Annotated in this window: 25 protein-coding genes and 1 other annotated feature (1 of these 26 only partly in view); of the genes, 21 read left to right on the top strand and 4 right to left on the bottom strand. The window is 40.2% G+C overall.

From position 1 onward, the window contains the following. Window positions 1-209: 209 nt before the first annotated feature. The 5 genes from MKY51_RS17630 to MKY51_RS17610 all read left to right on the top strand — a co-directional run bounded on the left by MKY51_RS17630 (window position 210) and on the right by MKY51_RS17610 (window position 4,803). Window positions 210-1,421, top strand: a complete 1,212-nt coding sequence (locus MKY51_RS17630; RefSeq protein WP_339174491.1) for an ABC transporter substrate-binding protein — start codon at window positions 210-212, stop codon at window positions 1,419-1,421. A 76-nt stretch (window positions 1,422-1,497) separates the two neighbouring features. Further along, on the top strand, window positions 1,498-2,373 hold the full coding sequence (locus MKY51_RS17625) for a branched-chain amino acid ABC transporter permease (RefSeq protein ID WP_339174490.1): 876 nt from the start codon (window positions 1,498-1,500) through the stop codon (window positions 2,371-2,373). A gap of 9 nt (window positions 2,374-2,382) precedes the next feature. Beyond that, window positions 2,383-3,321, top strand: coding sequence for a branched-chain amino acid ABC transporter permease (locus MKY51_RS17620; RefSeq protein WP_339174489.1), 939 nt, complete (start codon window positions 2,383-2,385; stop codon window positions 3,319-3,321). Continuing rightward, window positions 3,318-4,094 carry an ABC transporter ATP-binding protein gene (locus MKY51_RS17615; RefSeq protein WP_339174488.1) on the top strand — a complete coding sequence of 259 codons (777 nt, stop codon included), beginning with the start codon at window positions 3,318-3,320 and terminating at the stop codon, window positions 4,092-4,094. Before MKY51_RS17620 ends, MKY51_RS17615 begins: the two co-directional genes overlap by 4 nt. A 1-nt stretch (window position 4,095) precedes the next feature. After that, complete coding sequence (locus MKY51_RS17610) at window positions 4,096-4,803, top strand: ABC transporter ATP-binding protein (protein WP_339174485.1); 708 nt, start codon at window positions 4,096-4,098, stop codon at window positions 4,801-4,803. Between the two features lie 68 nt (window positions 4,804-4,871). On the opposite strand, the gene MKY51_RS17605 is transcribed toward MKY51_RS17610, so the two are convergent. Both MKY51_RS17605 and rluF read right to left on the bottom strand, forming a co-directional pair. Further along, a complete protein-coding gene (locus MKY51_RS17605; RefSeq protein WP_339174484.1) occupies window positions 4,872-5,597 on the bottom strand; it encodes a hypothetical protein in 726 nt (241 codons plus the stop codon). A 49-nt stretch (window positions 5,598-5,646) separates the two neighbouring features. After that, the gene (gene rluF / locus MKY51_RS17600) at window positions 5,647-6,351 is read right to left on the bottom strand and encodes a 23S rRNA pseudouridine(2604) synthase RluF (protein WP_339174482.1); all 705 of its coding nucleotides are present in this window, start codon (window positions 6,349-6,351) and stop codon (window positions 5,647-5,649) included. A 353-nt stretch (window positions 6,352-6,704) separates the two neighbouring features. Here rluF and adh point away from each other — a divergent pair, with 353 nt between their 5' ends. The 5 genes from adh (at window position 6,705) to MKY51_RS17575 (ending at window position 11,711) form a co-directional block, all read left to right on the top strand. Further along, entirely contained in the window at window positions 6,705-8,231 is a 1,527-nt protein-coding gene (gene adh, locus MKY51_RS17595) for an aldehyde dehydrogenase (protein WP_339174481.1), read from the top strand. Window positions 8,232-8,248: 17 nt separating this feature from the next. Beyond that, window positions 8,249-8,605 (top strand): DUF779 domain-containing protein, encoded by a 357-nt coding sequence (locus MKY51_RS17590; RefSeq protein ID WP_339174479.1) that lies wholly within the window; start codon window positions 8,249-8,251, stop codon window positions 8,603-8,605. A gap of 116 nt (window positions 8,606-8,721) precedes the next feature. Then, window positions 8,722-9,696 carry a DUF4003 family protein gene (locus tag MKY51_RS17585; protein ID WP_339174477.1) on the top strand — a complete coding sequence of 325 codons (975 nt, stop codon included), beginning with the start codon at window positions 8,722-8,724 and terminating at the stop codon, window positions 9,694-9,696. Between the two features lie 31 nt (window positions 9,697-9,727). Then, the gene (locus tag MKY51_RS17580; RefSeq protein ID WP_339174475.1) at window positions 9,728-11,158 is read left to right on the top strand and encodes an aldehyde dehydrogenase family protein; all 1,431 of its coding nucleotides are present in this window, start codon (window positions 9,728-9,730) and stop codon (window positions 11,156-11,158) included. A gap of 64 nt (window positions 11,159-11,222) precedes the next feature. Further along, window positions 11,223-11,711, top strand: a complete 489-nt coding sequence (locus tag MKY51_RS17575; protein WP_008407032.1) for an acyl-CoA thioesterase — start codon at window positions 11,223-11,225, stop codon at window positions 11,709-11,711. 56 nt (window positions 11,712-11,767) lie between these two features. Here MKY51_RS17575 and MKY51_RS17570 read toward each other — a convergent pair whose 3' ends face one another. Then, window positions 11,768-13,081 (bottom strand): globin-coupled sensor protein, encoded by a 1,314-nt coding sequence (locus tag MKY51_RS17570; RefSeq protein ID WP_339174471.1) that lies wholly within the window; start codon window positions 13,079-13,081, stop codon window positions 11,768-11,770. A gap of 165 nt (window positions 13,082-13,246) precedes the next feature. Between MKY51_RS17570 and MKY51_RS17565 the strand changes: the two genes are divergently transcribed. The 7 genes from MKY51_RS17565 to radA all read left to right on the top strand — a co-directional run bounded on the left by MKY51_RS17565 (window position 13,247) and on the right by radA (window position 20,280). Beyond that, entirely contained in the window at window positions 13,247-13,459 is a 213-nt protein-coding gene (locus tag MKY51_RS17565; RefSeq protein WP_339174468.1) for an acyltransferase, read from the top strand. Window positions 13,460-13,579: 120 nt separating this feature from the next. Beyond that, window positions 13,580-13,885: a DUF4870 domain-containing protein gene (locus MKY51_RS17560; protein ID WP_339174467.1), complete on the top strand. Its 306-nt coding sequence runs from the start codon at window positions 13,580-13,582 to the stop codon at window positions 13,883-13,885. Window positions 13,886-14,087: 202 nt separating this feature from the next. Continuing rightward, window positions 14,088-14,552 (top strand): CtsR family transcriptional regulator, encoded by a 465-nt coding sequence (locus MKY51_RS17555; protein WP_339174464.1) that lies wholly within the window; start codon window positions 14,088-14,090, stop codon window positions 14,550-14,552. A gap of 12 nt (window positions 14,553-14,564) precedes the next feature. Continuing rightward, on the top strand, window positions 14,565-15,107 hold the full coding sequence (locus tag MKY51_RS17550; protein ID WP_079523516.1) for a UvrB/UvrC motif-containing protein: 543 nt from the start codon (window positions 14,565-14,567) through the stop codon (window positions 15,105-15,107). Continuing rightward, window positions 15,104-16,201, top strand: coding sequence for a protein arginine kinase (locus tag MKY51_RS17545; protein WP_339174460.1), 1,098 nt, complete (start codon window positions 15,104-15,106; stop codon window positions 16,199-16,201). Before MKY51_RS17550 ends, MKY51_RS17545 begins: the two co-directional genes overlap by 4 nt. Beyond that, a complete protein-coding gene (locus MKY51_RS17540; protein ID WP_339174457.1) occupies window positions 16,198-18,642 on the top strand; it encodes an ATP-dependent Clp protease ATP-binding subunit in 2,445 nt (814 codons plus the stop codon). Before MKY51_RS17545 ends, MKY51_RS17540 begins: the two co-directional genes overlap by 4 nt. A gap of 264 nt (window positions 18,643-18,906) precedes the next feature. Next, entirely contained in the window at window positions 18,907-20,280 is a 1,374-nt protein-coding gene (gene radA, locus MKY51_RS17535; protein WP_079523513.1) for a DNA repair protein RadA, read from the top strand. 70 nt (window positions 20,281-20,350) lie between these two features. On the opposite strand, the gene MKY51_RS17530 is transcribed toward radA, so the two are convergent. Next, entirely contained in the window at window positions 20,351-20,998 is a 648-nt protein-coding gene (locus tag MKY51_RS17530; protein WP_339174452.1) for an acetate uptake transporter, read from the bottom strand. A gap of 286 nt (window positions 20,999-21,284) precedes the next feature. Here MKY51_RS17530 and MKY51_RS17525 point away from each other — a divergent pair, with 286 nt between their 5' ends. The 4 genes from MKY51_RS17525 to gltX all read left to right on the top strand — a co-directional run bounded on the left by MKY51_RS17525 (window position 21,285) and on the right by gltX (window position 25,345). Continuing rightward, window positions 21,285-22,361 (top strand): PIN/TRAM domain-containing protein, encoded by a 1,077-nt coding sequence (locus tag MKY51_RS17525; protein WP_339174449.1) that lies wholly within the window; start codon window positions 21,285-21,287, stop codon window positions 22,359-22,361. 13 nt (window positions 22,362-22,374) lie between these two features. Beyond that, a complete protein-coding gene (ispD, locus tag MKY51_RS17520) occupies window positions 22,375-23,055 on the top strand; it encodes a 2-C-methyl-D-erythritol 4-phosphate cytidylyltransferase (protein ID WP_339174446.1) in 681 nt (226 codons plus the stop codon). Window positions 23,056-23,177: 122 nt separating this feature from the next. Beyond that, entirely contained in the window at window positions 23,178-23,654 is a 477-nt protein-coding gene (gene ispF, locus MKY51_RS17515; RefSeq protein ID WP_339174445.1) for a 2-C-methyl-D-erythritol 2,4-cyclodiphosphate synthase, read from the top strand. A 230-nt stretch (window positions 23,655-23,884) separates the two neighbouring features. Then, complete coding sequence (gene gltX, locus MKY51_RS17510) at window positions 23,885-25,345, top strand: glutamate--tRNA ligase (protein ID WP_339174443.1); 1,461 nt, start codon at window positions 23,885-23,887, stop codon at window positions 25,343-25,345. A gap of 99 nt (window positions 25,346-25,444) precedes the next feature. Next, window positions 25,445-25,487, top strand: a binding site (T-box leader) (it continues 179 nt past the right edge of the window).

The raw sequence follows: 25,487 nt of genomic DNA, 5'->3' as shown, positions 1-25,487 counted from the left end.
GTAAATTTTGAATACATAAAATAAACAGAATAATCGTACTAGACTAATAATTGCTATTCGTTTACAATACAGAAGTTGGAATAATTGTTTATATTATTCTCGTAAATTTTATTCTGAATATTTAAAATTTAGATTGTACGAACGTGGGGTATTGGTTATAATTATCAGAAATATCAAACATTTGGAGTATGACTAAGGGGGAAATGATGATGACAAATCACAAAAAGACAAAAAAGTATGGTTCATTATTCATGGCAACAGCATTATTAACAGGGGTATTAGCTGGATGCGGTGATGATACCTCTAGTTCTTCAGGATCAGGTGGTGGCGGCAATGCAGCTGGCGACACAATTAAAATCGGAGCAAACTTAGAATTATCAGGTGCTGTAGCTTCTTACGGATCATCGATTAATGATGGTGCAAAATTAGCGATTGAAGAAATTAATGCAGCAGGCGGTATAGATGGTAAAAAACTGGAGTATATTCCAGTCGACAATAAATCAGAAACAGCTGAGGCAACTTCTGCTGCGATGAAATTGGCAGAACAGGAAAAGGTAGTGGCAATGTTGGCGCCGGCTACTTCAGGTAACTCGGTTGCAACAGTACAAATTGCAGCACAGCATAAAGTTCCAATGGTTACAGGCTCAGGTACTGCGCCAAATGTAACGGTAAATGATGACGGTTCAATTAATGAATATGCATTCCGTACATGTTTCATCGATCCATTCCAAGGGACGGTAGCAGCAAACTTCGCGACTAATGAACTAGAAGCGAAAAACGTAGCGATTTTCGCGGATAACGCTTCAGATTATGCAAAAGGTTTAGCGGCATCATTCAAAGAGACGATTTCTGCAAATGGTGGAACAGTAGTCGCTGAAGAGGCGTATGTTGCAAAGGACGTAGACTTTAAATCTCAATTAACAAACATTAAAGGGAAAAATCCTGATTTCATTTTCATCCCTGGATACTATGAAGAAGTAGGGATTATCGTAAAACAAGCCCGTGAATTAGGTATTACCGTTCCGTTAATGGGTGCTGACGGTTGGGATTCGCCAACATTAATCGAATTAGCTGGTGCTGACGCATTAAATAATACGTTTATTACGAATCACTACTCATCTGAAGATCCGGATTCAAAAATTCAGGACTTCGTTAAAGCATTTAATGATGAGTACAGCCAATCACCAAATGCTTTCCATGCATTAGGCTATGATTCTATTTACTTTATCGTAGATGCAATCAAACGTGTAGATGGAGACATTACAGGTGAAGCGATTCAGAAGCAGCTTGCAGCAACGAAAGATTTAAGCTTAGTAACAGGTACTTTCACAGTTGACGAAAACCACAACCCAGTAAAATCAGCAACAGTTCTAGAATTCGTAGACGGCAAACAACAGTTCAACTCTAAAGTTAATCCTTAATTTTTTACGAGTAAGGGGGGCGGAACTAGCCTCCCTTTTTTTTCATACATTAATAGAGAAAAAAGGAGTGAACTGTATGGAATGGATCCAACAATTAGTGAATGGTATTTCGCTAGGTAGTATTTATGCTCTAATCGCACTAGGCTATACGATGGTATACGGAATTATTAAGCTCATCAATTTTGCCCACGGTGACGTTTTCATGCTTGGTGCTTTTATCGGCTTTTATGCCATTGCACGTTGGGAAATGAATGTCTTTTTAGCACTTATTCTTGCAATGATATTATGTGCTGTCATCGGTGTAATTATAGAGCGTGTCGCTTATAAACGACTGCGTAACGCAACCCGAATCGCAGCTCTTATTACGGCAATCGGTGTCTCACTGTTAATCGAGTATACGGTAATTTTCTTTAGAGGTCCTTCTCCAGAGGCGTATCCGACAGTATTTGCAACGAAGAACATTGAAATTTTCGGTGCACAGATCAGTACGCTGGCAATTTTTATTTTATCGGTTTCGATTTTCTTAATGATCTTATTACAATTCATTGTTCATAAAACAAAAATCGGTAAGGCGATGCGCGCCGTTTCCCATGATGCAGATGCAGCTCGCTTAATGGGCATTAACGTAGATAATACGATTTCAGCGACATTTGCAATTGGTTCTGCATTGGCAGGAGCTGCAGGCGTAATTTTTGGTATTTACTACACACGTATCGATCCGCTAATGGGGATTATGCCCGGTATTAAAGCTTTCATTGCAGCTGTTTTAGGTGGTATTGGCATTATTCCTGGGGCAATGGTAGGCGGTCTTGTACTAGGGGTTGTTGAAACAGTTGTTTCGGCGCTCGGATATTCATTATGGCGAGATGCAGCCGCATTTGTCATTCTGATTTTAATTCTAATATTACGTCCAGCGGGTATTTTCGGTAAAAATACGCGCGAGAAAGTGTAGGTGAACAGCATGAAAAAATCGAAAATCTTTTGGGGTTATGCCGTCCTAGCACTTGTGATTTATGCAGTTGTACAATTAATGATTTCCAACGGTGTCATCCAGTTCTACTATCAAAATATGTTCATCGCAATGTGTATCAATGTTATTTTAGCGGTAAGTTTACACGTCATTATCGGGGTTACAGGTCAGTTTTCGATAGGGCATGCAGGTTTCCTGGCTGTCGGAGCTTACATATCGGCTATTTGTACAATGAAATTTGGCATGCCATTTATTACAGCCATTTTAATCGGTGCTATTGTGGCAGCACTTGCCGGATTACTTGTAGGTATTCCATCGCTTCGTTTAAAAGGCGACTACCTGGCGATTGCAACGCTTGGGTTTGCTGAAATCATCCGTATTGTATTTGTAAATACAGATTATGTAGGTGGTGCAGCAGGCTTGCAAGTTGCCCATCAGTCTACATGGACATATGCCTTTTTCGCGACATTCATTACGATACTCGTCATCTCCAACTTTACGAATTCACGCCATGGTCGTGCGTGTATCTCGATACGGGAAGACGAAATTGCCGCAGACGCAATGGGAATCAACACAACGTATTACAAAGTTGTCGCATTTGCAATCGGTTCGTTCTTCGCCGGAGTGGCAGGTGCCATCTATGCTCACAACTATTATATTATCCAGCCGACTGCGTTCGGGTTTTTAAAATCATTTGATATTTTAATATTCGTTGTATTGGGTGGTTTGGGAAGTTTATCCGGTTCTGTTATAGCAGCAATCTTACTGACTTTCGTTTCTACGTATTTACAGGACTTCCCGGAAACGAGGATGATTATTTACTCACTGATTTTAATTTTAGTTATGCTTTATCGCCCAACAGGCTTATTAGGCTCAAAAGAGATCACAGCATACTTAAAATTTGGTAAAAAAGGAGGTTCACGCGTATGAGCAGTGCACTTCTAAAAGTAGAAAATTTGGGTATTCAGTTTGGCGGTTTAAAAGCTGTTCAAAATGTAGAAATGCATATGAATCAAGGAGAGTTGATAGGTTTAATCGGTCCGAATGGTGCAGGGAAAACAACAACGTTTAATATGCTGACGGGTGTATATGCACCTACGGAAGGCACGATTCTATTCAATGGAAAGTCAATAGGCGGCTTGGACCCATTTAAAGTAACACGACAAGGGATTAGCCGGACATTCCAGAATATCCGCCTGTTTAAAGAGTTATCGGTACTGGATAATGTAAAAGTCGCAAACCATGGTTTGGCAAAACATAATTTAGTTTCGAGCATATTCCGTTTACCTAGTCATTTTAGTGGCGAAGAGAAAATGGAACAGGAATCCTTGGCATTTTTGAAAATATTCGGGCTTGATGTATACCGGGATGAGCTTGCGAAAAACTTGCCTTACGGAATGCAGCGTCGTCTGGAAATCGCACGGGCATTGGCCGCTGCACCAAAGCTATTATTGCTGGATGAGCCTGCAGCCGGAATGAATGCAAAGGAAACACACGATTTAATGGACCTTATCGCCTTCATTCGTAAAGAATTTGATTTAACGATTTTATTGATCGAACATGATATGAACTTAGTTATGGGGATTTGCGAACGGATTTACGTGCTTGATCACGGACAATTGATTGCTGATGGGACACCTGATGAAATACGTTCAAACCCGAAAGTTATTGAAGCGTACTTAGGTGAGGAGGTTACAGAATAATATGCTAATAATCAATGATATCGATGTCTTCTATGGTAATATCCAAGCATTGAAAGGAATCTCCCTCGAAGTAAAAGAAGGTGAAATAGTCACACTGATCGGTGCCAATGGGGCAGGGAAAAGTACATTGCTCAAAACGATTTCAGGTTTACTGAAACCTAAGCGCGGCTCGATTGAATATTTAGGTGCGGCAATTGATGGAAAGCCGGCACAGTCCATTGTGAAGGCAGGAATTTCCCATGTACCGGAAGGCCGTCGTGTATTCTCGAATATGACAGTGGAAGAAAATCTGGAATTGGGTGCCTATTTACGAAGTGACAGAGAGGCTATAAAGAAAGATTTAAACCATGTATTTGAGTTATTCCCTCGTCTGTTAGAACGACGCAAGCAGCTTTCAGGAACGTTATCAGGCGGTGAACAGCAAATGCTTGCGATGGGCCGGGCTCTAATGGCTAAGCCGAAGCTGATCATTATGGATGAGCCATCAATGGGTCTTGCACCGCTCATGGTAAAAAATATCTTCAACATTATAGAAATGGTCAACAAGGAAGGTGTGACGGTACTCCTTGTGGAGCAAAACGCACATATGGCGTTATCTGTTGCCCACCGCGCCTATGTTTTGGAAACAGGCAAAATCGTTCTGACAGGTTCAGCAAAAGAACTGCAGGAAAGCGATGAAGTAAGAGCCGCTTATTTAGGCGGATTATAAAATGAAAACAAGTCCGCTACTTTCAAAACGAAAATAGCGGACTTATTTTATTTAGACTCTTTCAAAGGCTACCAAACGATCGTATCCTCTTCCGGATATTTAAATGTAAGCTCCACTTCATGGTATGATTGCTTTGAAATGCTTGTCACCCCTAAAAGCTGCTGAACAAGTACTTTATACGTCTCATCCTCTGCCAGAAAGCGAAAAGCAAACGATGCAATATGTGCTGCACGCTCCTCTTTGGATAATGATAAATACTCCAAATTTAAAATATCAACATACTGCGTTGCATACTGATGGAACAAAGGAGATTTTGTATGAAGCCTCGTTAAAAATGCCACGTAATGTTCCTTGGTCATGAAAGAGGCAATCGCATCAGCAACGAGTGCCTGAAATTTACGGACCGATGTCACCGCGATGCTCCATTCCGAATTATTTATCGTTTTTTTATAAAGTGAAATAAAATCATTTAATGCCAGTGCTGCAAAAATAAGTTCAGGTAATAAAAAGTTGCCCCCGTAATAAATATTTCGCTCTGGAATAATGGCATTCATTTTCTTTTTCGTCTCTTTATTCATACCATTCGGCACAAAATCGATAAGGTGTTCGCCTTTGGAAGCCTGGCGCAATTTTAAGCAAAACGATAATAGGCGTTGTCTTACTCCCTCATAATGAAAGTAGCGCTTTTCTTCCCCGATCACTTCATAAATCGCCTGAATAATATCATCTAAATCCCAATAGTCTCCACTTACCGTTAATCCTGTTAAGTTTTCGGTTGGTTTAATTGTCAGCATGATGATACCCCCTTTGCATATAAAGGAATGTTCGAAACATAAAAAGTCCTTACTGCTTTGGTGTGTAGTTCAGTAACTGGAACAGTTCATTTCGTTCTTTATCTGTAAGGTCACGCCACTGTCCGACTTTTAAATTGCCGATATGAATATTCATAATACGAATGCGCTGTAATCGCTGTACAGAATAGCCGAGAGCAGAACACATGCGGCGAATTTGACGATTTAACCCTTGCTCTAAAATAATTTTAAATACTTTCGAGGAAATCTTTTCTACTTTGCAAGGTAATGTCGTTGTATCTAAAATTTCCACACCCGAGCTCATATCACGGATAAACTGATCGGTAATCGGCTTGTCCACCTGTACAACATATTCCTTTTCATGATGATTTTCTGCCCGTAAGATTTCATTGACGATATCACCGTCATTTGTAAGAAGCAGTAAGCCTTCTGAATCTTTATCCAGGCGTCCGATATGGAAAATACGCAGAGGGTGGTTTACAAAATCCACGACATTTCCTTCGATATGTTTTTCAGTTGTACTTGTAATTCCAACAGGCTTGTTCAGTACGATATAGACTAATTCTTCCTGTCTTTTTACAGGCTTGCCGTCAACTAATACTTCATCGCCTGTTTCAACTTGGCTGCCGTTTGTCGCCACAACCCCATTGATTTTTACACGGCCGTCTTCTACCCATTTATCTGCACCGCGACGGGACACGATACCTGTTTCTGCTAAAAATTTATTGATTCTCATAATTTTTTCACCTACTAATAGAATATCTTCAGTATACATGAATATAACTTTAATTTTGTATTACTTCATTTAAAATGACACTTGTTTCAATAGCGAACAAACCTATCTTTACTGGAATTTACCCGTTTTATACATTTTTATAATAGTATTCTCTCTTTTCAGTATAACAGAGTGGCGAATAATAAAATAATCAGAAAATTGTAGTTTAATATTTGAAATGATCCCACTTTTCTGACAATATAGTAGATGAAGATACCTCTCACAGAAGAGTGAGCTTTACAGCATGGATTTCAGCATAACCTTTTTATGAGAAGGTATGATCACCATAATTTGTGCAAAGGGGAGAGATTTCAATGGCAGCAGTGTATCAAAATCCAAACACGGATGGCGCATTAGTAAATTTCAAGGAGCGTTACGACAACTTTATCGGCGGTAAATGGACACCGCCAGTAAAAGGGGAGTACTTCGACAATATTACTCCTGTAACGGGTAAAGTATTTACCAAAGTGGCGCGCTCTACGGAAGAGGATATCGAGCTTGCTTTAGATGCAGCACATGCAGCAAAAGATGCGTGGGGTAAGACATCAGCAACTGAGCGCTCGAATATTTTACTTAAAATTGCAGATCGTATGGAACAGAATTTAGAAATGCTGGCCGTTGCAGAAACATGGGATAACGGTAAGGCAGTACGTGAAACATTGAATGCAGATTTACCTTTGGGCATTGACCACTTCCGCTATTTTGCGGGTGCTTTACGCGCACAGGAAGGGTCTCTTAGTCAGATTGATGAAAATACAGTGGCCTACCACTTCCATGAGCCGATTGGTGTCGTTGGACAAATTATTCCATGGAACTTCCCGTTATTGATGGCTGTCTGGAAATTGGCACCTGCATTAGCTGCAGGGAACTGTGTAGTATTAAAACCGGCTGAGCAAACACCGGCGTCCATTTTAGTACTTGTTGAGCTGATTGAAGATTTACTTCCGCCAGGTGTGCTGAATGTTGTGAATGGCTTCGGTCTGGAAGCAGGTAAGCCGTTAGCTTCAAACCCGCGCATTGGTAAAATAGCGTTTACCGGTGAGACGACGACAGGTCGCCTTATTATGCAATATGCATCACAAAATCTAATTCCGGTTACTCTGGAATTGGGCGGTAAATCACCGAACATTTTCTTTGAGGACATTATGGATGCAGACGATGCATTTTTGGATAAAGCGGTGGAAGGCTTTGTATTATTCGCTTTAAACCAAGGTGAAGTATGTACATGTCCTTCTCGTGCACTTATTCAGGAGTCGATTTATGAGAAATTTATGGAGCGCGTATTAAAGCGTGTAGAAGCAATTAAAACAGGTAACCCTTTAGATACAGATACAATGATGGGTGCACAAGCATCATCAGAACAAATGGAAAAAATCCAATCTTATTTACAAATCGGTAAAGAAGAAGGGGCAGAATGCTTAATCGGCGGCGAGAAAAATGATTTAGGCGGCGATTTCGCAGACGGCTACTATATTAAACCGACTGTATTTAAAGGTCACAATAAAATGCGTATTTTCCAAGAGGAAATTTTCGGTCCGGTTGTCGCTGTTACAACATTCAAAACGAAAGAAGAAGCTTTGGAAATCGCAAATGATACATTATACGGATTGGGATCAGGTGTTTGGACACGTGATATGAATACAGCTTACCGCTTCGGCCGTGGTATTCAGGCAGGACGTGTATGGACAAACTGCTACCATGCATATCCGGCACATGCTGCATTCGGCGGCTACAAGATGAGTGGTATTGGACGCGAAACACATAAAATGATGTTAAGCCACTACCAGCAAACGAAAAACCTTTTAGTAAGCTATGATGAAAACCGCCTAGGCTTCTTCTAAGAGAGGGGGTGCGAAATTTGGTTGAACGCGTTATTGCAACCGATGCAGCACTACAATTAATCGAGAAGTTGAAAGAACGTCACGGACCGATTATGTTCCATCAATCCGGGGGGTGCTGTGATGGTTCGTCCCCAATGTGTTATCCGGATGGCGATTTAATTATCGGCAACCAGGATATATTGCTTGGTCATATTGGCGGCAGTCCGTTTTATATGCACAAAAACCAATACGATTATTGGAAGCATACACAGATTATTATTGATGTCGTCGATGGACGCGGTGGAATGTTTTCGTTGGAAGGCGTGGAAGGGAAGCGCTTTTTATCTAGATCACGGGCCTTCTCAAAAGAAGAGCTTGATGAGCTTCAAGTATAATGGTGGGAAAGGGAATGCTGTTGCGACAATCAGCATTCCCTTTTTCTATTGGACATAAGCAAAATTTTTTCACTTCAAAATTTTAGGCGTATAATCATAAGTAGGAGTGTGAACTGATGGATCAAACAGCTTTTATACAATTACTTAAAAACAATAATGAGCGGATGGAGCTATTTTTCGGGTCAGATGTCCAAAGCAATGCCCGCATACCGCTAGCGGTACAATTTACATTTTCACGTGAAACATTCAATGGTCCTTTATTTGAGAAAAATGTAAAAGGTATACATAGCCAAAAATCGAAGCAATCATTTTTCGAGTTTTTCTCTACACCATCAAATAAATCGGTATTAACGTATAAAATGTTAGGACATTTCGTATTGCATCCGCAGCCTGAACAGGAGCTTCACCGAGTAAGGTCCAATGAAAAGGCATTATTGAGTGCAGGGTTTAAAAGCAGCGGCTATCTACACATTGCAGCCCTTTTTTTAACGGACGAAGCACATGCGAAAAGAGCAAAAATTTTACATGACGAAATGAAAAAGCATCATTACTTCCTCACGGGAAAAGATGATATCCCCTACGCGGTTTTACTGACAAAGAAGCAAAGTAATCCAGTTAATCTTGCCGACACAATGCGGAAATACTATGATGCATTGCACAGCGCAGGATTTAAAAACGGTGATGCCCTGCAGGCAATGACTCAGCTATTGTCATTGTATGATGAAGAATTTCAGCCTGTATTGACTGAATATGTAGTTGCGATGAGGCAGTCATTTATAAATAGTGGTGTGAAAGTGAAGAAAAGATTTTATCCGTATATAGCGTTGCTTGCTGTAGCAGGCGCTACATCAGAAGTTGTCGACGAAATTGTAGAAATGGAAAGGATGCTCGCCAAACTTTCGATGTTTATGGGGATGCAACCGTATGCTTTAATGGTCGCTGTACAATTTGTGCTGAAAAATTTGATTGAAAATGATACATTATCTGATTTCAACGATAGTTTATTATTTATGCAGGCTCTTACAATGAGCGATTATATAGGCGATTTACCATTTCTATTGGCAATCGATATTCTCGATATAATTTTTTAAATTGGGTAAACAATAGTGAGGAGTGATTTAAATGAAACAGACTAAATTATGGATTAATGGCAAATGGGAAAGTACAAAAGAAACAACAGAGTTAAAAGCACCTTACACGGGAGAAGTGCTTGCAAATGTGGCAAAAGCTACAGCAGCGGATGTGGAGCGTGCGATTGAAGGTGCCCATCAAACATTCCAGTCATTCAAAAAAACGACTGCTTATGAACGTGCGGAAATTCTATATAAAGTTGTAACGATCATGCGTGAACGTAAACAGGAACTTGCAAAAATATTGGCGGATGAAGCGGCTAAACCGATTTCAGCAGGTATTGCCGAATTGGACCGTACGATTGCAACATATCAGTTCGCTGCCGAAGCGGCAAAACAAAGTACGGGCGAAACGATTCCGATGGATGCAGCACCTGGCGTTAAAGACAGAATCGGTTATACAAAACGGGTTCCATTAGGTGTAGTATCTGCAATTACACCGTTTAATTTTCCTTTTAATCTTGTAGCTCATAAATTAGGTCCAGCCTTTGCTGTAGGGAATACAGTTGTATTAAAGCCTGCCTCTCAAACGCCGTTAAGTTCTCTTGTAATGGCTGAAATTTTCAAAGAAGCAGGTTTACCGGATGGCGCATTGCAAATTGTGACAGGCAGCGGCGGCGAATTGAGCGAAACACTTGTAACACATCCACTTGTAAAAAAAGTGACATTTACAGGTAGTGGTGCGGTCGGACTGAAAATTAAAGAAAAAGTCGGCCTCCGAAAAATTACACTGGAGCTTGGTTCAAATGCGGCGCTCATCGTAGAACCTTCAACACCGCTTGAAAAAATTATGAAGCGCGGTGTAGGCGGAGCATTTGGGTTTGCCGGACAAGTATGTATTTCATTGCAACGCATTTATGTTCATAGTTCGATTTATGAGAAGTTCACAAAATTATTTGTTGAAGAGACAAAGAAACTAGTTGTCGGAGATCCGCATGATGAAAAAACAGATGTAAGTGCAATGATCCATCCTGATGAGGTTGGCCGTATAAAAAACTGGATTGAAGAGGCGAAACAGCATGGGGCAACCGTTGCAGCAGGAGCTGAATTTACAGAGCGCACATGCTCGCCAACTGTCATGACGAATGTGAAGCCTGATATGAAAATTGTTTGTGAAGAGACGTTTGCACCGATTGTATCCATTGTACCTTATGAGACATTGGACGAAGCGATTGACCTTGTCAACGGATCAGAACTTGCACTAAATGCAGGGATTTACACAAATGTGTTAACCGATGCGATGAAAGCTGCCGAAGAGATTGAAGCAGGTGCAGTCATCATTAATGATATTCCGACATTCCGTACAGATAATATGCCGTATGGAGGCGTCAAAATGAGCGGCTACGGTAAAGAAGGCATTAAGTATGCTGTGGAAGAAATGACCGATTTAAAATTTATTACAATGAAGTTGAATTATGAATAGTTTGGACTAGCACTTCCATCTTCTGAATAGTAACATGGAGTGTAGTTCAGAAAGGAGGAAGGTTATGAAAAATACTCTGCCGATGAGCTTTTCAAAATCTATCCAGACACGATTAGTACTACCTCCTGATACAAATCATCATCAGTCGATATTCGGAGGAAAAGTGTTAGCATATATTGATGAAATTGCAGCGATTGCAGCGATGAAACATTGCCAAGGCGAAGTCGTTACTGCTTCTTTTGACTCAGTAGATTTCGTATCCTCTGCCTATGCAGGTGATATGATTGAGTTGGAAGCTGTTGTTTCCGGGACAGGCCGTACTTCAATGGAAGTATATGTACGGGTTGTATCAAGAAATATTAAAACAGGTGCAAAGAAATTAACGACGGAATCTTTCGTAACGATGGTTGCGATTGACGAAAACGGCAAGCCGAAAGAAGTGCCGGGTGTTGAACCGGAGACAGATTTCGAACGCCATTTATTTGAAACAGGTCCGATTCGTCAGGAGCATCGAAAACAAAAGCGAGCATTATCAAAAAAACGCCGTGCATAATAAAAGGGATACCAAATGCAAATAACATTTGGTATCCCTTTAGTATTTAAATAAAATTAATCATGCAGCTCCTGAACAATATGGAGCAATGAATCCGATGAAGTTAATACATTGTTTGTCGTATGTGTTAAACCGGTAATAACAGACGAAATGGCATGAATGTCTTCATTTGTATTTTCATATTGCGTTTTGATACCATGTACGGCTTCTGTGATGGATGTAAAGGAATCCGCCAAGCTTTTTTGCGTATCCACACTCATTTTTACTTGTTCATCAACACTTGATACAGAGTCAGACATTTGTGAAATACTCAGTTCCGTTTCTTTAATTAAATGGGAAACATTCTGTACCGCATTTTTAGTTTCCTCAGCAAGCTTTCGAACTTCATCAGCTACTACGGCAAATCCTTTTCCGTGTTCACCTGCACGTGCTGCTTCAATAGATGCATTTAATGCAAGCAAGTTTGTCTGATCGGCAATTCCAGTTACTAATCCAACAATCTCGGCAATTTTTTTAGATGATTGACGCAGTTTAACCATTGATGATTCAAGTGTATCCACACGATCTAAAATGTTTGTCATAATAGCTGTTTGGTTAATTAAATAGGTAGTACCTGTCGTTGATTTATTTTCTGTTTCCGCAACTAAATTTAAGCCTTGAGTTGTATTCGAAGCAATTTCTTCAGATTGACTCGCGATTTCCTGTAACGAGGCATTTGTCTGATCACTAATATGCGTTAATTCTTGTGCTGTTTGTTGAATTCGCTCAACAATTCGGGATTTCATTTCCAGACTTTCAGTACGAATGCGCTGTTCTTCTTTTTCATAGGCTTCAATTACAAGCTGCTGCTCGAGGTTGATCAGCTTTGAAAAGGCATCTATAGCTTTAGCCATTTCTCCATTCGACATTTCAATTTTACTGATAAAGTCGATAAATGTTGTCATTAGCGATTGGAATGATGCAATATACCACTTTGATTGCAGGCCGATTTTGACATGGACATGCGCAATCGTTTGTCGTTCCTCTATATATTTAGAATCGATATTACAGTTGAACATCGCTTCTAAATGCTTTGTTAAAGTACCTTTAAGCCGCTCCATTCGAGCTGAGCTTCCTATAATATCTACGAGTTCAGGACTTAAGCTGATTGCACCGTAAAACTTTTCCACCATAACCGGAACTACCTGTTGTGCAAAAGGCTCCAGCTGTTTAATCACGGCTAAATCCTCTTTCGTTAATTTTAGTAATTGAAGCTGTTTATATAAGTTAGGATAGTTTGAAACATCCAAATTTACCTGCTGACTGTACTCAGCTGTATCAAAAAATGGCTTGTTTGAAACTTTTGTTGCTCTTGAAAACAGAATACCCATGTTCTTCCTCGTTTCGTGTATTTATTAAATAATACTATTTTACTGTTTATATCGGTTAGTATCAGTAATATTTCTATAAAGAATTAAAATTTACAGTAATTTGTATTTAAGGTAAGATAATAACTATTAAAATAGATGCAGTAAATAGTGAAAGGCGTTGTAAAGATGAAGTTTCATAAAGGGCGTTTGAAATTTGTTTTACCTTTGTCCCTAGGGGTGGCGATTGCATCGTATATTATGCTCGTTAATAATTACGCAGAAGTAGGCAGTCGTGACCGCATATTAATAGTTATCGGAGCAACAATCCTAACCGCGGTTATTTCCTACTTTTTATTTCCTCAGGAAGGCGACAACCCGAAGGATAGAGGCCCATACTGATTAAATATCGACGTTATTTAAAAATCTCGAAATAAAATTCGGGATTTTTGTCCTCTCTATGAAACTTTTATGAATATTATCCGTAAATAAGCTAATAAACTAAAGTGAGGTTGATATCAAATGGAATCTAAATGGTCGAAAATCATCATACATGCCAGTGCATTCTTTGCACCATTCCTAGTACCGATTCTGTTTTTCTTAATAAGTTCTGAAGATGAAGTAAAACGTACAGCAATCCAGGCATTGCTTTTCCAGATTGTATTCGGAATTTTAATAGCGATTGCAGGAGTTCTTTCTGTAGTTTTAATTGGTTTACCATTCCTGTTAGTATTTTTGGTCATCTTCTGGATTGCACCGATTATCGGTATTGTAAAAGCATTATCTGATCAGCACTGGAATTATCCAATTGTCGGACGCTGGGTATAATTTATCCTCATTCTGGCAAAGTTCATAAAAGCGGTAAGGTTTGTTTAAAAACACCTTATCGCTTTTTTTACATAAATAGGGATTTATTAATGTAAAAATAGGGAAACCTAAAACAAGAGTGATTAGTTGCATTACAAAAAATAAATGTTGTATATTTAAGTCAAAGATAGTCAAAGTCAGTTGATGAGAGGTGAGAGACAGCATGAGGAATATATCTGACATAATTGAAGGGTATTTGAAGGAAGTTATTGAATTAGAGGGACAGGGACTTATTGAAATAAAGCGTAACGAATTAGCTAAGCAATTTGCCTGCGCTCCTTCTCAAATCAATTACGTTATCAATACACGTTTCACGACCGAGCATGGCTACTATGTAGAGAGTAAGCGGGGTGGTGGCGGTTATATTCGGATTTTGCGTGTAACAATCCACTCTAAGAAAAATTTACTGGACGAAATGGAAACACAAATAGGTAACGCCATTGCTCAGACTAATGCTGAACGTATTATTTTCCGGTTATTGGAAGAGGATATTATTACAGAGCGAGAAGGAAGCATCATGAAAGCCGCTTTAGATCGGGTCACATTACAGGTAGCTTTACCGCTGCGTGATCAGCTAAGAGCACGTATTATGCATGCGATGCTACAAACGATTTCTTTTGAAAAGTAGAGGTGGATTATTATGATATGTGAGCATTGTAAACAGCGTCATGCCAATGTTACCGTTACTCAAGTTCACAATGGGCAAAAAGTAGAACGTCACTACTGTGAAGTATGTGCTACTCAATTTCATCCATTTCAATTTGATGTAAATGAAGAGCCAGCATCTCTTCAGCAGCTTATTTCAAATTGGTTCAATTTTGTACCTGTGAATGCAAAAAAAGAAAGTACGACAACGAATACAAACAGCCCAAAATCCTGCCCTTCCTGCGGGTTTACGTACCGGCAGTTTTTAAAGCAAGGTAAATTTGGATGCGGCCAATGTTACGAAACATTTAGCGAGCAATTACCACAGCTACTTGAACGACTTCAGGCAGGTACTCAGCATGTAGGGTATGTGGAAGAAGGGCCTTCAAAAGAAAAAGTAGAACAACAAATCCAAGAGCTTCGATCATCACTGCAGCAAGCTATTGCGGAAGAGCGTTTTGAAGATGCAGCTTCCATACGTGATGAGGTAAGGGAATTGGAAAGTAAAATAAAACAGGAAGGTGAGGGGAACGCATGAACATCGAGCATTTTTTAACGAATGCCAGTCCCAGCTGGATGCAGCACGAAAGCGATTCAGATATCGTCATTAGCACGCGCATTCGGCTTGCTCGTAATATTGCCAATACTCGATTTCCGATTAGTTTTACAGAACAGGAAGCACAACTGATTGAAGAAAAAATGATGCAGTCATTATTATCTTCGGATAACAATCCATATCAGTTTTCCTATTTCCAAATAAAAGATATGCCGGTTTTACAGCGCCAAATATTAGTGGAAAAACATTTAATCAGCCCGAATTTGGCACGAAGAAAAAAAATTGGATCATTTTTTTTAACAAAAGATGAATCCATTAGCATATTAGTAAATGAAGAGGATCATATTCGCATCCAGAGTCTTATGCAAGGCATGAACTTAAAAGAAGCATTTGATAAGGCTCGTAATATTGACCGCTTCTTAAGTAAGTCAATTACGTATGCATATGAAGACCGCTATGGTTATTTAACAAGTTGCCCAACAAATGTCGGAACAGGACTTCGAGCTTCTGTCATGCTCCATTTACCGGCACTCACAATGATGAAGCAGATGAATCCGTTAATTCAGATGATGACAAGATTAGGAATGGTAGTGCGGGGTATATATGGAGAAGGCAGTGAAAATTTAGGAAATATTTATCAAATATCAAACCAGATTACTTTAGGTAAATCAGAAGAAATGATTTTGCAGGAGCTTCAGGATGTTGTCGAGCAAGTAATCAAAAAAGAAGAACTTGCCCGCAAAAATTTGCTGATGCGTGCCCCTTCCGTGTTGGAAGACCGCCTAAGCCGCTCACTCGGTACTTTGAAGTATGCAAAAATTTTAACGAGTGAAGAAGCCGCAAGCTGTTTATCAAATGTGCGTCTTGGGGTAAGTTTAGGATTATTAGAAACAATTTCCCAGCGTAAACTAAATGAGTGCATGCTTATTATGCAACCTGGACTCATTCAGCAATATATTGGTACTACGTTACAACCGGCTGAGCGCGACATGTATCGTGCGAAGCTGTTGCAAGAAAAGTTAAACGAGCAAGATGAAGCTACAAACAATGGGGAAAAAGGAGAGGATTTTCTATGATGTTTAATCGATTCACACAACGTGCTCAAAAGGTATTACAACTTGCTCAAGAAGAGGCAATTCGTCTTAAGCATAAAGAAATCGGAACTGAACATATTTTACTTGGCTTAATTCGTGAAGGTGGCGGAATTGCCGCTAAAGCATTGGAAGCAATTAATATTAGCCCGCAAATGATTGAAAATGGCATTGAAGAACTCGTTGGAAAAGGAACTGAAGATGTAGGACCTATCGTACATTACACACCACGTGCTAAAAAGGTAATCGAGCTTTCATTGGATGAATCGCGTAAATTAGGGCATGCATATGTTGGAACAGAGCATATTTTATTAGCTTTAATTCGTGAAGGTGAAGGGGTTGCTGCCCGCGTATTGGCCAATACTGGTGTAAGCATCAATAAAGCACGCCAACAAGTTTTACTGTTATTAGGCAATAACGACTCAAACAATAGCGGTAATTCAAGCATGACGCAAACAGTAAATACACCAACGCTTGATAGTTTAGCCCGCGATTTAACAGCGGTAGCACGTGAAGGTTCACTTGACCCGGTTATCGGCCGCTCAAAAGAAATTACACGTGTTGTTGAAGTACTGTCACGCCGTACAAAAAACAACCCGGTACTGATCGGGGAACCTGGTGTAGGTAAAACGGCTATTGCAGAAGGCTTGGCACAACAAATCATCAATAATGAAGTACCGGAAACACTTCGCGATAAACGTGTAATGACGCTTGATATGGGTACAGTTGTAGCTGGTACGAAATATCGTGGGGAATTTGAAGACCGTCTGAAAAAAGTGATGGATGAAATTCGCCAGGCAGGCAATATTATTCTATTTATCGATGAGCTTCATACATTGATCGGTGCAGGTGGCGCGGAAGGTGCAATTGATGCATCGAATATTTTAAAACCATCATTGGCACGTGGCGAACTGCAATGTATCGGTGCGACAACATTGGATGAGTACCGCAAATATATCGAAAAAGACGCCGCATTAGAGCGTCGTTTCCAACCAATCCAAGTTGATGAGCCATCTGTTGAAGAAACAATCCAAATTATTAACGGTTTACGTGACCGCTATGAAGCACATCACCGTGTGAAAATTTCGGATGAAGCGGTAGAAGCCGCTGCAAAATTATCGGATCGCTACATTTCGGATCGTTTCTTACCGGATAAAGCAATTGACTTAATTGATGAGGCTGGTTCAAAAGTGCGCTTACGCTCTTACACTGTTCCACCAAATTTAAAAGAGCTGGAAGATAAGTTGGAAGGCATTCGATCTGAAAAGAATGCTGCCGTTTCAGGTCAGGAGTTTGAAAAAGCTGCTGCATTGCGTGATACAGAGCAGAAGCTGAAACAAGAGCTTGAACAGCTGAAAAAAGAATGGAAAGAAAAGCAAGGCAAAGAAGAGTCTACAGTATATGTAGACGACATCGCGCAAGTTGTAGCGATGTGGACGGGAATTCCAGTTTCAAAAATCGCTCAGGCAGAATCTGCGAAGTTATTAAACCTTGAAGAAGAATTACACAAACGCGTAGTTGGTCAAGGTGAAGCAGTAGAAGCGATTTCCCGTGCAATCCGCCGTGCCCGTGCAGGCTTAAAAGACCCGAAACGTCCAATTGGTTCATTTATTTTCCTTGGTCCTACAGGTGTCGGTAAAACAGAATTGGCACGAGCACTTGCTGAAGTAATGTTCGGTGATGAAGATGCGATGATCCGTGTAGATATGTCCGAGTACATGGAGAAACATTCGACTTCACGTTTAGTCGGTTCACCTCCAGGTTATGTAGGATTTGACGATGGTGGCCAATTAACAGAAAAAGTCCGCCGCAAGCCATATTCGGTTGTATTATTGGATGAAATCGAAAAAGCGCATCCGGATGTATTTAACATCTTATTACAAGTGTTGGAAGACGGGCGCTTAACTGACTCAAAAGGCCGTGTTGTCGATTTCCGCAACACAGTTGTCATTATGACATCGAATGTCGGTGCAGATGCTCTGAAATACCGCAAACATGTAGGGTTCGGTGCCGGTGTGAATGCATCGAAAGACAAAGACATGAAGAACACAATGCTGGAAGAGCTGAAAAAAGCATTCCGTCCAGAGTTCTTAAACCGTATTGATGAAATGATCGTGTTCCATTCATTAGAAAAGGATCACTTAAAAGAAATCGTATCATTAATGGCGAACTCATTAACGAACCGTCTGAAAGAGCAGGATATCGAACTGCAGCTTACAGATGCAGCGCTTGAGAAAATTTCGGAAGAAGGCTACGATCCGCAATACGGTGCGCGTCCATTACGTCGTGCATTACAAAAACATGTGGAAGACCGCTTATCCGAAGAACTGTTAAAAGGTACATTAGATAAGACGCAAACAGTCGTGCTCGATTATGCAGACGATGAGTTTGTTGTACGCACACAAGAAAAAGTAGCAACGAACTAAAAAACAGACGAGGCAGGACATTTCCTGCTTCGTTTTTTTATTAGTACATTGGCTGATCGTAACATCATTGGTGTGGATTGAGGCAACTACAAACCTAACGCTCCAGTCACTCGTGCACAATTTGTAGCAATGCTGAAACGGGCCTTACAACAATAACCTTTCATGCAAAACGCTAACCGAAAAAGAAGTTTGCTGCAGATTAGTGGGTATTCGATATTGTTTCGTGTACAATTATAGGAACAAACATTCGAAGGAGCTAGCAAAATGGCAAAAAAGAAGTCTAAATTTATGTGCAGCAGCTGTGGCTATGAAGCGGCAAAATGGATGGGGCGCTGTCCTGGCTGTGGTGAATGGAATACGATGAATGAAGAAGTCGAAGTCATCACAAAAGGGCCGCGTGGTGCGTTCCAGCATTCTACAACGGCGACAAAGGCAACACCGATTATTCATGTGGAAGTACAGGAAGAAACACGTATCGCTACAGAAATGAATGAGTTCAACCGCGTACTTGGGGGCGGTATTGTACCAGGCTCCCTAGTACTAATAGGCGGCGACCCGGGTATTGGGAAATCGACTTTATTACTGCAAGTATCGGCGCTTCTTTCCAATCAGGGAAAACGTGTTTTATATATCTCGGGTGAAGAATCCGTACGTCAGACGAAGCTGCGGGCTGAACGTCTAGGGGTACATACGCCGGAGCTTTATATTTACTCGGAAACGAATCTGGAGTTTTTAAATCAAACAATTGATGAAGTACAACCGAAATTTGTCATTGTCGATTCGATTCAAACGGTTCATCATCCGGAAGTGACAAGCGCACCGGGCAGTGTTTCGCAAGTACGTGAATGTACAGCGGAACTGATGCGTATTGCAAAAACAAAAAACATCGCAATTTTCCTTGTTGGTCACGTTACAAAAGAAGGTCAGATTGCCGGTCCGCGTATTTTGGAACATATGGTAGATACGGTGCTTTACTTTGAAGGGGAACGCCATCATAACCACCGGATTTTACGCAGTCAGAAAAACCGTTTTGGATCTACAAATGAAATTGCGATTTTTGAAATGCTTCACGGGGGGCTAAAAGAAGTATTGAATCCATCCGAACTGTTTTTACAGGAACGATCGCAAGGTGCTCCCGGCTCAACGATCGTTGCATCGATGGAAGGGACACGTCCAATCCTGGTGGAAATACAGTCTCTTGTTACACCAACAAGTTTCAATTATCCGAAGCGTATGGCAACAGGGGTCGATCAAAACCGCGTACAGCTATTAATGGCGGTATTGGAAAAACGGATGGGCATGATGCTTCAGGCACAGGATGCTTATATTAAAGTTGCAGGTGGCGTGAAGCTGGATGAGCCGGCGATTGATTTAGCTGTATTAACAAGTATTGTTTCAAGCTTTAAAGACCAAACAGTACGTCCGACAGACTGCTTTATCGGGGAAGTCGGATTAACCGGTGAGGTACGTCGCGTTTCGAGAATTGAACAGCGTGTTCAGGAAGCGGCAAAGCTTGGGTTTAAACGAGCATTTATTCCAGCTTCTAATATTGGCGGCTGGGAATTCCCGCCGGACATTCAAGTCGTTGGCGTCGAAACAATCAGTGACGCGCTAAGGGAATCTTTCCAGAATTTATAGGGATAGGTTTTTAGTAGAACATTCAAAAAGAGGCATGGAAAGTAAAAATACTTTTCATGCCTTTTTATAATTATGCTTTTACCGTTTTTTCTTTCTTTAAAAATGCTTCTTTTGTGAAAATGCCAAAAGGCTTTCCAATCGGCAGGAAGTTAAAGCCGAAATGCTTGTTCAGTACATTGGCACCCGCACCGTAAAGTGATAAAAGAGCAATGATTAACTCAGAGTAGGCAGCTAATAAATGCATACCGTGCTCCATAACTCCAAATGAGCTTAATGCCAGCCCGATAAATAAGAAGTCGATCATGACAAAGATGGAAAATAGAACTTTATTTGTTTCCGCTGCACCAATCGTCATAAATAGGGTAAAGATTAAATAACCTAAATACACAACACCGAGCTGATTCGTATCAGCAGAAGCCTGTAATGTTGCACCAAATACACCAGCTTGAACGAACCAGCTCATGCCTACACCCATCCAGAACAAACCATACGCGCCGAATGCAGTCGTACCAAATGTATTATTATGCTTCGAATCTAATACAGATGCGTAAAATTGTGCAATACCCCCTAAAAATATTGCCCAAGGAATAACCAAACCTAAGCCCTCTGTCCAGCCTAATTTTTGAGTGGAAGCAACAAATGTTACAATCGCCAAGCCAAATAAACCAATGGCAGAAGGATCGGCAGTAGAAATTTTTACTTCTTTTGCATTATTCAAAACGTATTCTCCTCTTCTAAGTTGAAATTTTCTATTATACTGAAATAATATATGCATTATTTTGATTAAACTACTGGTAGGGGGAATTTAGAATAAAGTACGTCATTTTTGAATTAATATCGTGTAAATCTAACTAAAAAAATTAGGGAATAGTCTTAAAAAATGGGTAAAATCCTAATATTGGAATGTGTTTGCGATTTGTTAATTATTTGCCCTTGCTTTTGGTATCTGGGCTTCGCATGAATGAAACTTTAGATGTATAATTATTAAATAGGAGGTGAAACAAATGTTGAAGAAAATAATTCAAGTAGCATTTTTATTTATCGGTGGAGCATTAGGCCTTATTTTCTTACCGCCCTTATATGCATTCATGAACTTATCATCCAATCCTTGGCTTAATAATCCATACTTCAGTGTTGCGATAGGTGCTGCTTTGTTATTCGTTTTATCGTTTGCGTTATCTGATTACTTTGTAAAATTAATTACTTGGTTAGAGGAAGTATTATTTAAATTACCTGCAGCGGATTTACTGTTTGGTACACTCGGTTTAATCGTGGGACTATGCGTAGCAACATTGGTCGGTGTCGCAATCAACCAAATGAACATTCCTGTTATTACCGATGTTGTTCCAGCTATTTTATCCATTGTTCTCGGCTATCTCGGTTTCCGGTTAGGATTCAGTAAACGGGATGAGCTGTTGCAGATCTTTTCCGGGAAGTCCACGAAAAAGCGTCAAAATGACGGTTCTATCAAGGAAGCTCAGGAGCAGCAGTACAAATTACTTGATACGAGTGTCATCATTGATGGACGTATTGCCGATATTTCAACAACAGGCTTTGTTGAAGGGATTTTGGTCGTGCCTCAGTTTGTATTAACGGAACTGCAGCATATTGCGGATTCGTCTGATACATTGAAGCGTACACGTGGCCGCAGAGGACTTGATATTTTAAAACGTCTTCAGGATGAACGTGCGTCTAAAGTGCTTATTACGGAAGTTGATTTTGAAGATGTATCTGAAGTGGACTTAAAGCTTGTTCGCTTAGCGAAAAATATGAGTGCTCAAATACTGACGAATGATTTTAACTTAAATAAAGTTTGTGAACTGCACCGGGTACAAGTATTGAATATTAATGATTTGGCAAATGCGGTGAAACCGGTCGTTATTCCGGGTGAAGATATGCAAGTTGTTGTCATAAAAGACGGAAAAGAACACAATCAAGGTGTTGCCTATTTAGATGACGGAACAATGATTGTTGTAGAAGGCGGCCGCAGTTATATTGGACAGGCGATTACAGTTACGGTAACAAGCGTCCTTCAGACATCAGCGGGGCGTATGATTTTCGCCAAGCCAAAAGAAGATTAGGATGTGAAGCATTTTGCGTTATGAAGTCGTTTTGCCGGCAGCAGGAAGCGGAAAGCGCATGGGTGCCGGGCAAAATAAACTATTTTTAAACTTAGTTGATAAACCAATTTTAATTCATACACTTCTTGTTTTTGAACAAGATGAAAACTGTACAGGAATTTGGCTTGCTGTTAAAGATGAGGAACGTCCATTTATTCAGTCGCTCATCGAAAAATATAATATTGCTAAAGTAAAAGGTATGCCTACAGGTGGTGAAGAACGCCAACATTCAGTGCATTCATGCATTAAAGAAATGAATGCAGTGGATGTTGTCCTTGTTCATGATGCGGCAAGACCGTTTATTACGATTCCGAAGATTGCCGAGCTTGCAAAAGTTGCATATGAAAAAGGGGCAGCGATTGCAGGGGTTCGGGCAAAAGATACGATGAAGGTCGTCCATAATGGCCTAATTAAAGAAACGGTTGACCGTGAGTCGTTATGGATGGTTCAAACACCGCAAGCGTTCCGTTACGATTTATTGGCAGAAGCTGAAGATGCAGCCGAAAAGGCAGGTTTTTTAGGGACGGATGAAGCGATGCTCGTCGAACGTTTAGGTCATGATATTCATATCGTGGAATGCAGTTATGAAAATGTAAAAATGACAACGCAGGAAGATCTGATTTTTGGGGAAGCTATTTTAAAACAGCGAAAATAAAAGAAACCTTGAAAAGAAAACAGCTTTGCGAAGGCTTTTTCAGCACAAGTCGATTATACTAATGATAATGAGATTACCAGAAAGAAGGTGAAGGCTGGCTTACTTTGTAGGCTGGCAACGATATGTTTCGAATTGGACAAGGATTTGACGTTCACGAATTTGCAGAAGGACGTCCATTAATTTTAGGTGGTATTACAATTCCTCATGAGCGCGGCTTAGTAGGCCATTCGGATGCAGATGTACTTTTACATACAGTTACAGATGCTGCATTAGGTGCAATTGGTGAAGGGGATATAGGTCGTCACTTCCCTGATACAGATCCGGAGTGGAAAGATGCGGATTCGGCAAAGTTACTTGAATTCATTTGGAAAATGGTTAAAGAGCGCGGATACAAATTAGGGAATGTAGATTGTACGATTATGGCACAGCGTCCGAAAATGGCTCCATATATTTCACAAATGCAAAACCGAATCGCACAACTATTGAATGCGGAACCTTCGCAAGTAAATGTAAAGGCGACAACAACAGAGAAGTTAGGTTTTGTCGGACGTGAAGAAGGAATCGCAGCAATGGCAACAATTCTGTTAGTTAAAGCATAAAGTGAAAATTCCCTTACCGTTAATACGGGGTAAAATTGCGGGCGTGTGTCAAAAATCGGCACACGCTACTTTAATTTAATAACTTACAGTGGTAGAATGGTTAAAGTTTAAAAGACATCTATTGTGCCGATATTGGACAATATAATGTCCGGTTATATACATATAAAAGTAATTTTTTATATGTGAAAAAGGTCGAGCGTTTTTGACGCTAAAATTAGGAGGCAATATTTATGACGAAAACAGTTCGCGTTCGTTATGCACCATCGCCAACAGGATTTTTACATATCGGTGGCGCACGTACAGCTTTATTCAACTATTTATATGCAAAACATCACAACGGTACTTTTGTAGTACGTATTGAAGATACAGATATTGACCGTAATGTAGAAGGTGGAGAAGCTTCTCAACTGGATAACTTACGCTGGTTAGGCATTACACCGGATGAGTCTATTGATATCGGTGGCCCATATGCACCTTACCGTCAAATGGAGCGTCTTGATATTTATAAAGAGCATGCAGAAAAAATGCTGGAAAACGGACAAGCTTACAAATGTTTCTGTTCTTCAGAAGAGCTTGAAGCATCACGCGAAAAGCAAAAAGCACAAGGTGTTGCTGCACCTGCATATGATGGGAAATGCCGTCACTTAACAGCAGAGGAAGTTGCTGAAAAAGAAGCTGCTGGTATCCCGCACACAATTCGTATGCGTGTTCCTGCAAATGTTACGTATCAGTTCAATGACTTAGTTCGCGGCGAAGTATCGTTCGAATCAAAGGATATCGGTGACTGGGTACTTGTTAAAGCAAATGGTATCCCAACATACAATTATGCGGTAGTGCTGGATGACCACTTCATGGAAATTACACATGTATTCCGCGGAGAAGAGCATTTATCAAACACACCAAAACAAATGATGATCTTTGACGCATTCGGATGGGAATATCCGCAATATGGTCATATGACATTAATCGTAAATGAAGAACGCAAAAAATTATCAAAACGTGATGAGTCAATCATCCAGTTCGTTACACAATATAAGGACTTAGGTTTCTTACCGGAAGCGATGTTTAACTTCTTTGCATTACTTGGCTGGTCACCTGAGGGAGAAGAGGAAATCTTCTCACATGACGAATTAATTAAGCTGTTCGACGAAAAACGCTTGTCAAAATCACCATCAATGTTCGATAAATCAAAACTGACATGGATGAACAACCAATATATTAAAAAAATGTCTCATGAAGAGGTAGTTGCTTTAGCGTTACCACATTTACAAAAAGCAGGCTTACTTCCAGCAGAGCTATCAGAAGAACAACATGCATGGGCTTCTGAATTAATCGCTCTTTACCATGAGCAAATGAGCTTCGGGGCAGAAATCGTAGAATTATCGAGCCTATTTTTCACAGAAGAAATTGCATATGATGAAGAAGCAAAAGAAGTGTTAGCTGGTGAAACTGTGCCGGCTGTTATGGCATCATTTAAAACACAATTAGAAGCTTTAGAATCTTTCGATGCCGCTTCAATTAAAGCAGCTATTAAAGCTGTACAAAAAGAAACAGGCGTAAAAGGTAAAAATCTATTTATGCCAATCCGTGTTGTGACAACTGGTCAAACACATGGTCCGGAATTGCCGAATGCGATCGCTTTATTAGGCAAGGATAAAACAATTGCTCGTGTTGAAAAATTTGCAGAGTAATTCATTTTAAGGTTTGGAACTAAACATCAAATTTTTAGAATGGATAAAATGATTGATTTTTCTGAAAATAGATGTAAAATGAATGTAAATTCCATAAGTGATAGCACGTTGAGAAGGAGAAGTATGCTGCGCACCCCTTGTT

Origin of the sequence: Solibacillus sp. FSL R5-0691, assembly GCF_037974225.1 — a bacterium.
Taxonomy (GTDB): domain Bacteria; phylum Bacillota; class Bacilli; order Bacillales_A; family Planococcaceae; genus Solibacillus.
This window is presented reverse-complemented; position numbering and strand designations above follow the sequence as displayed.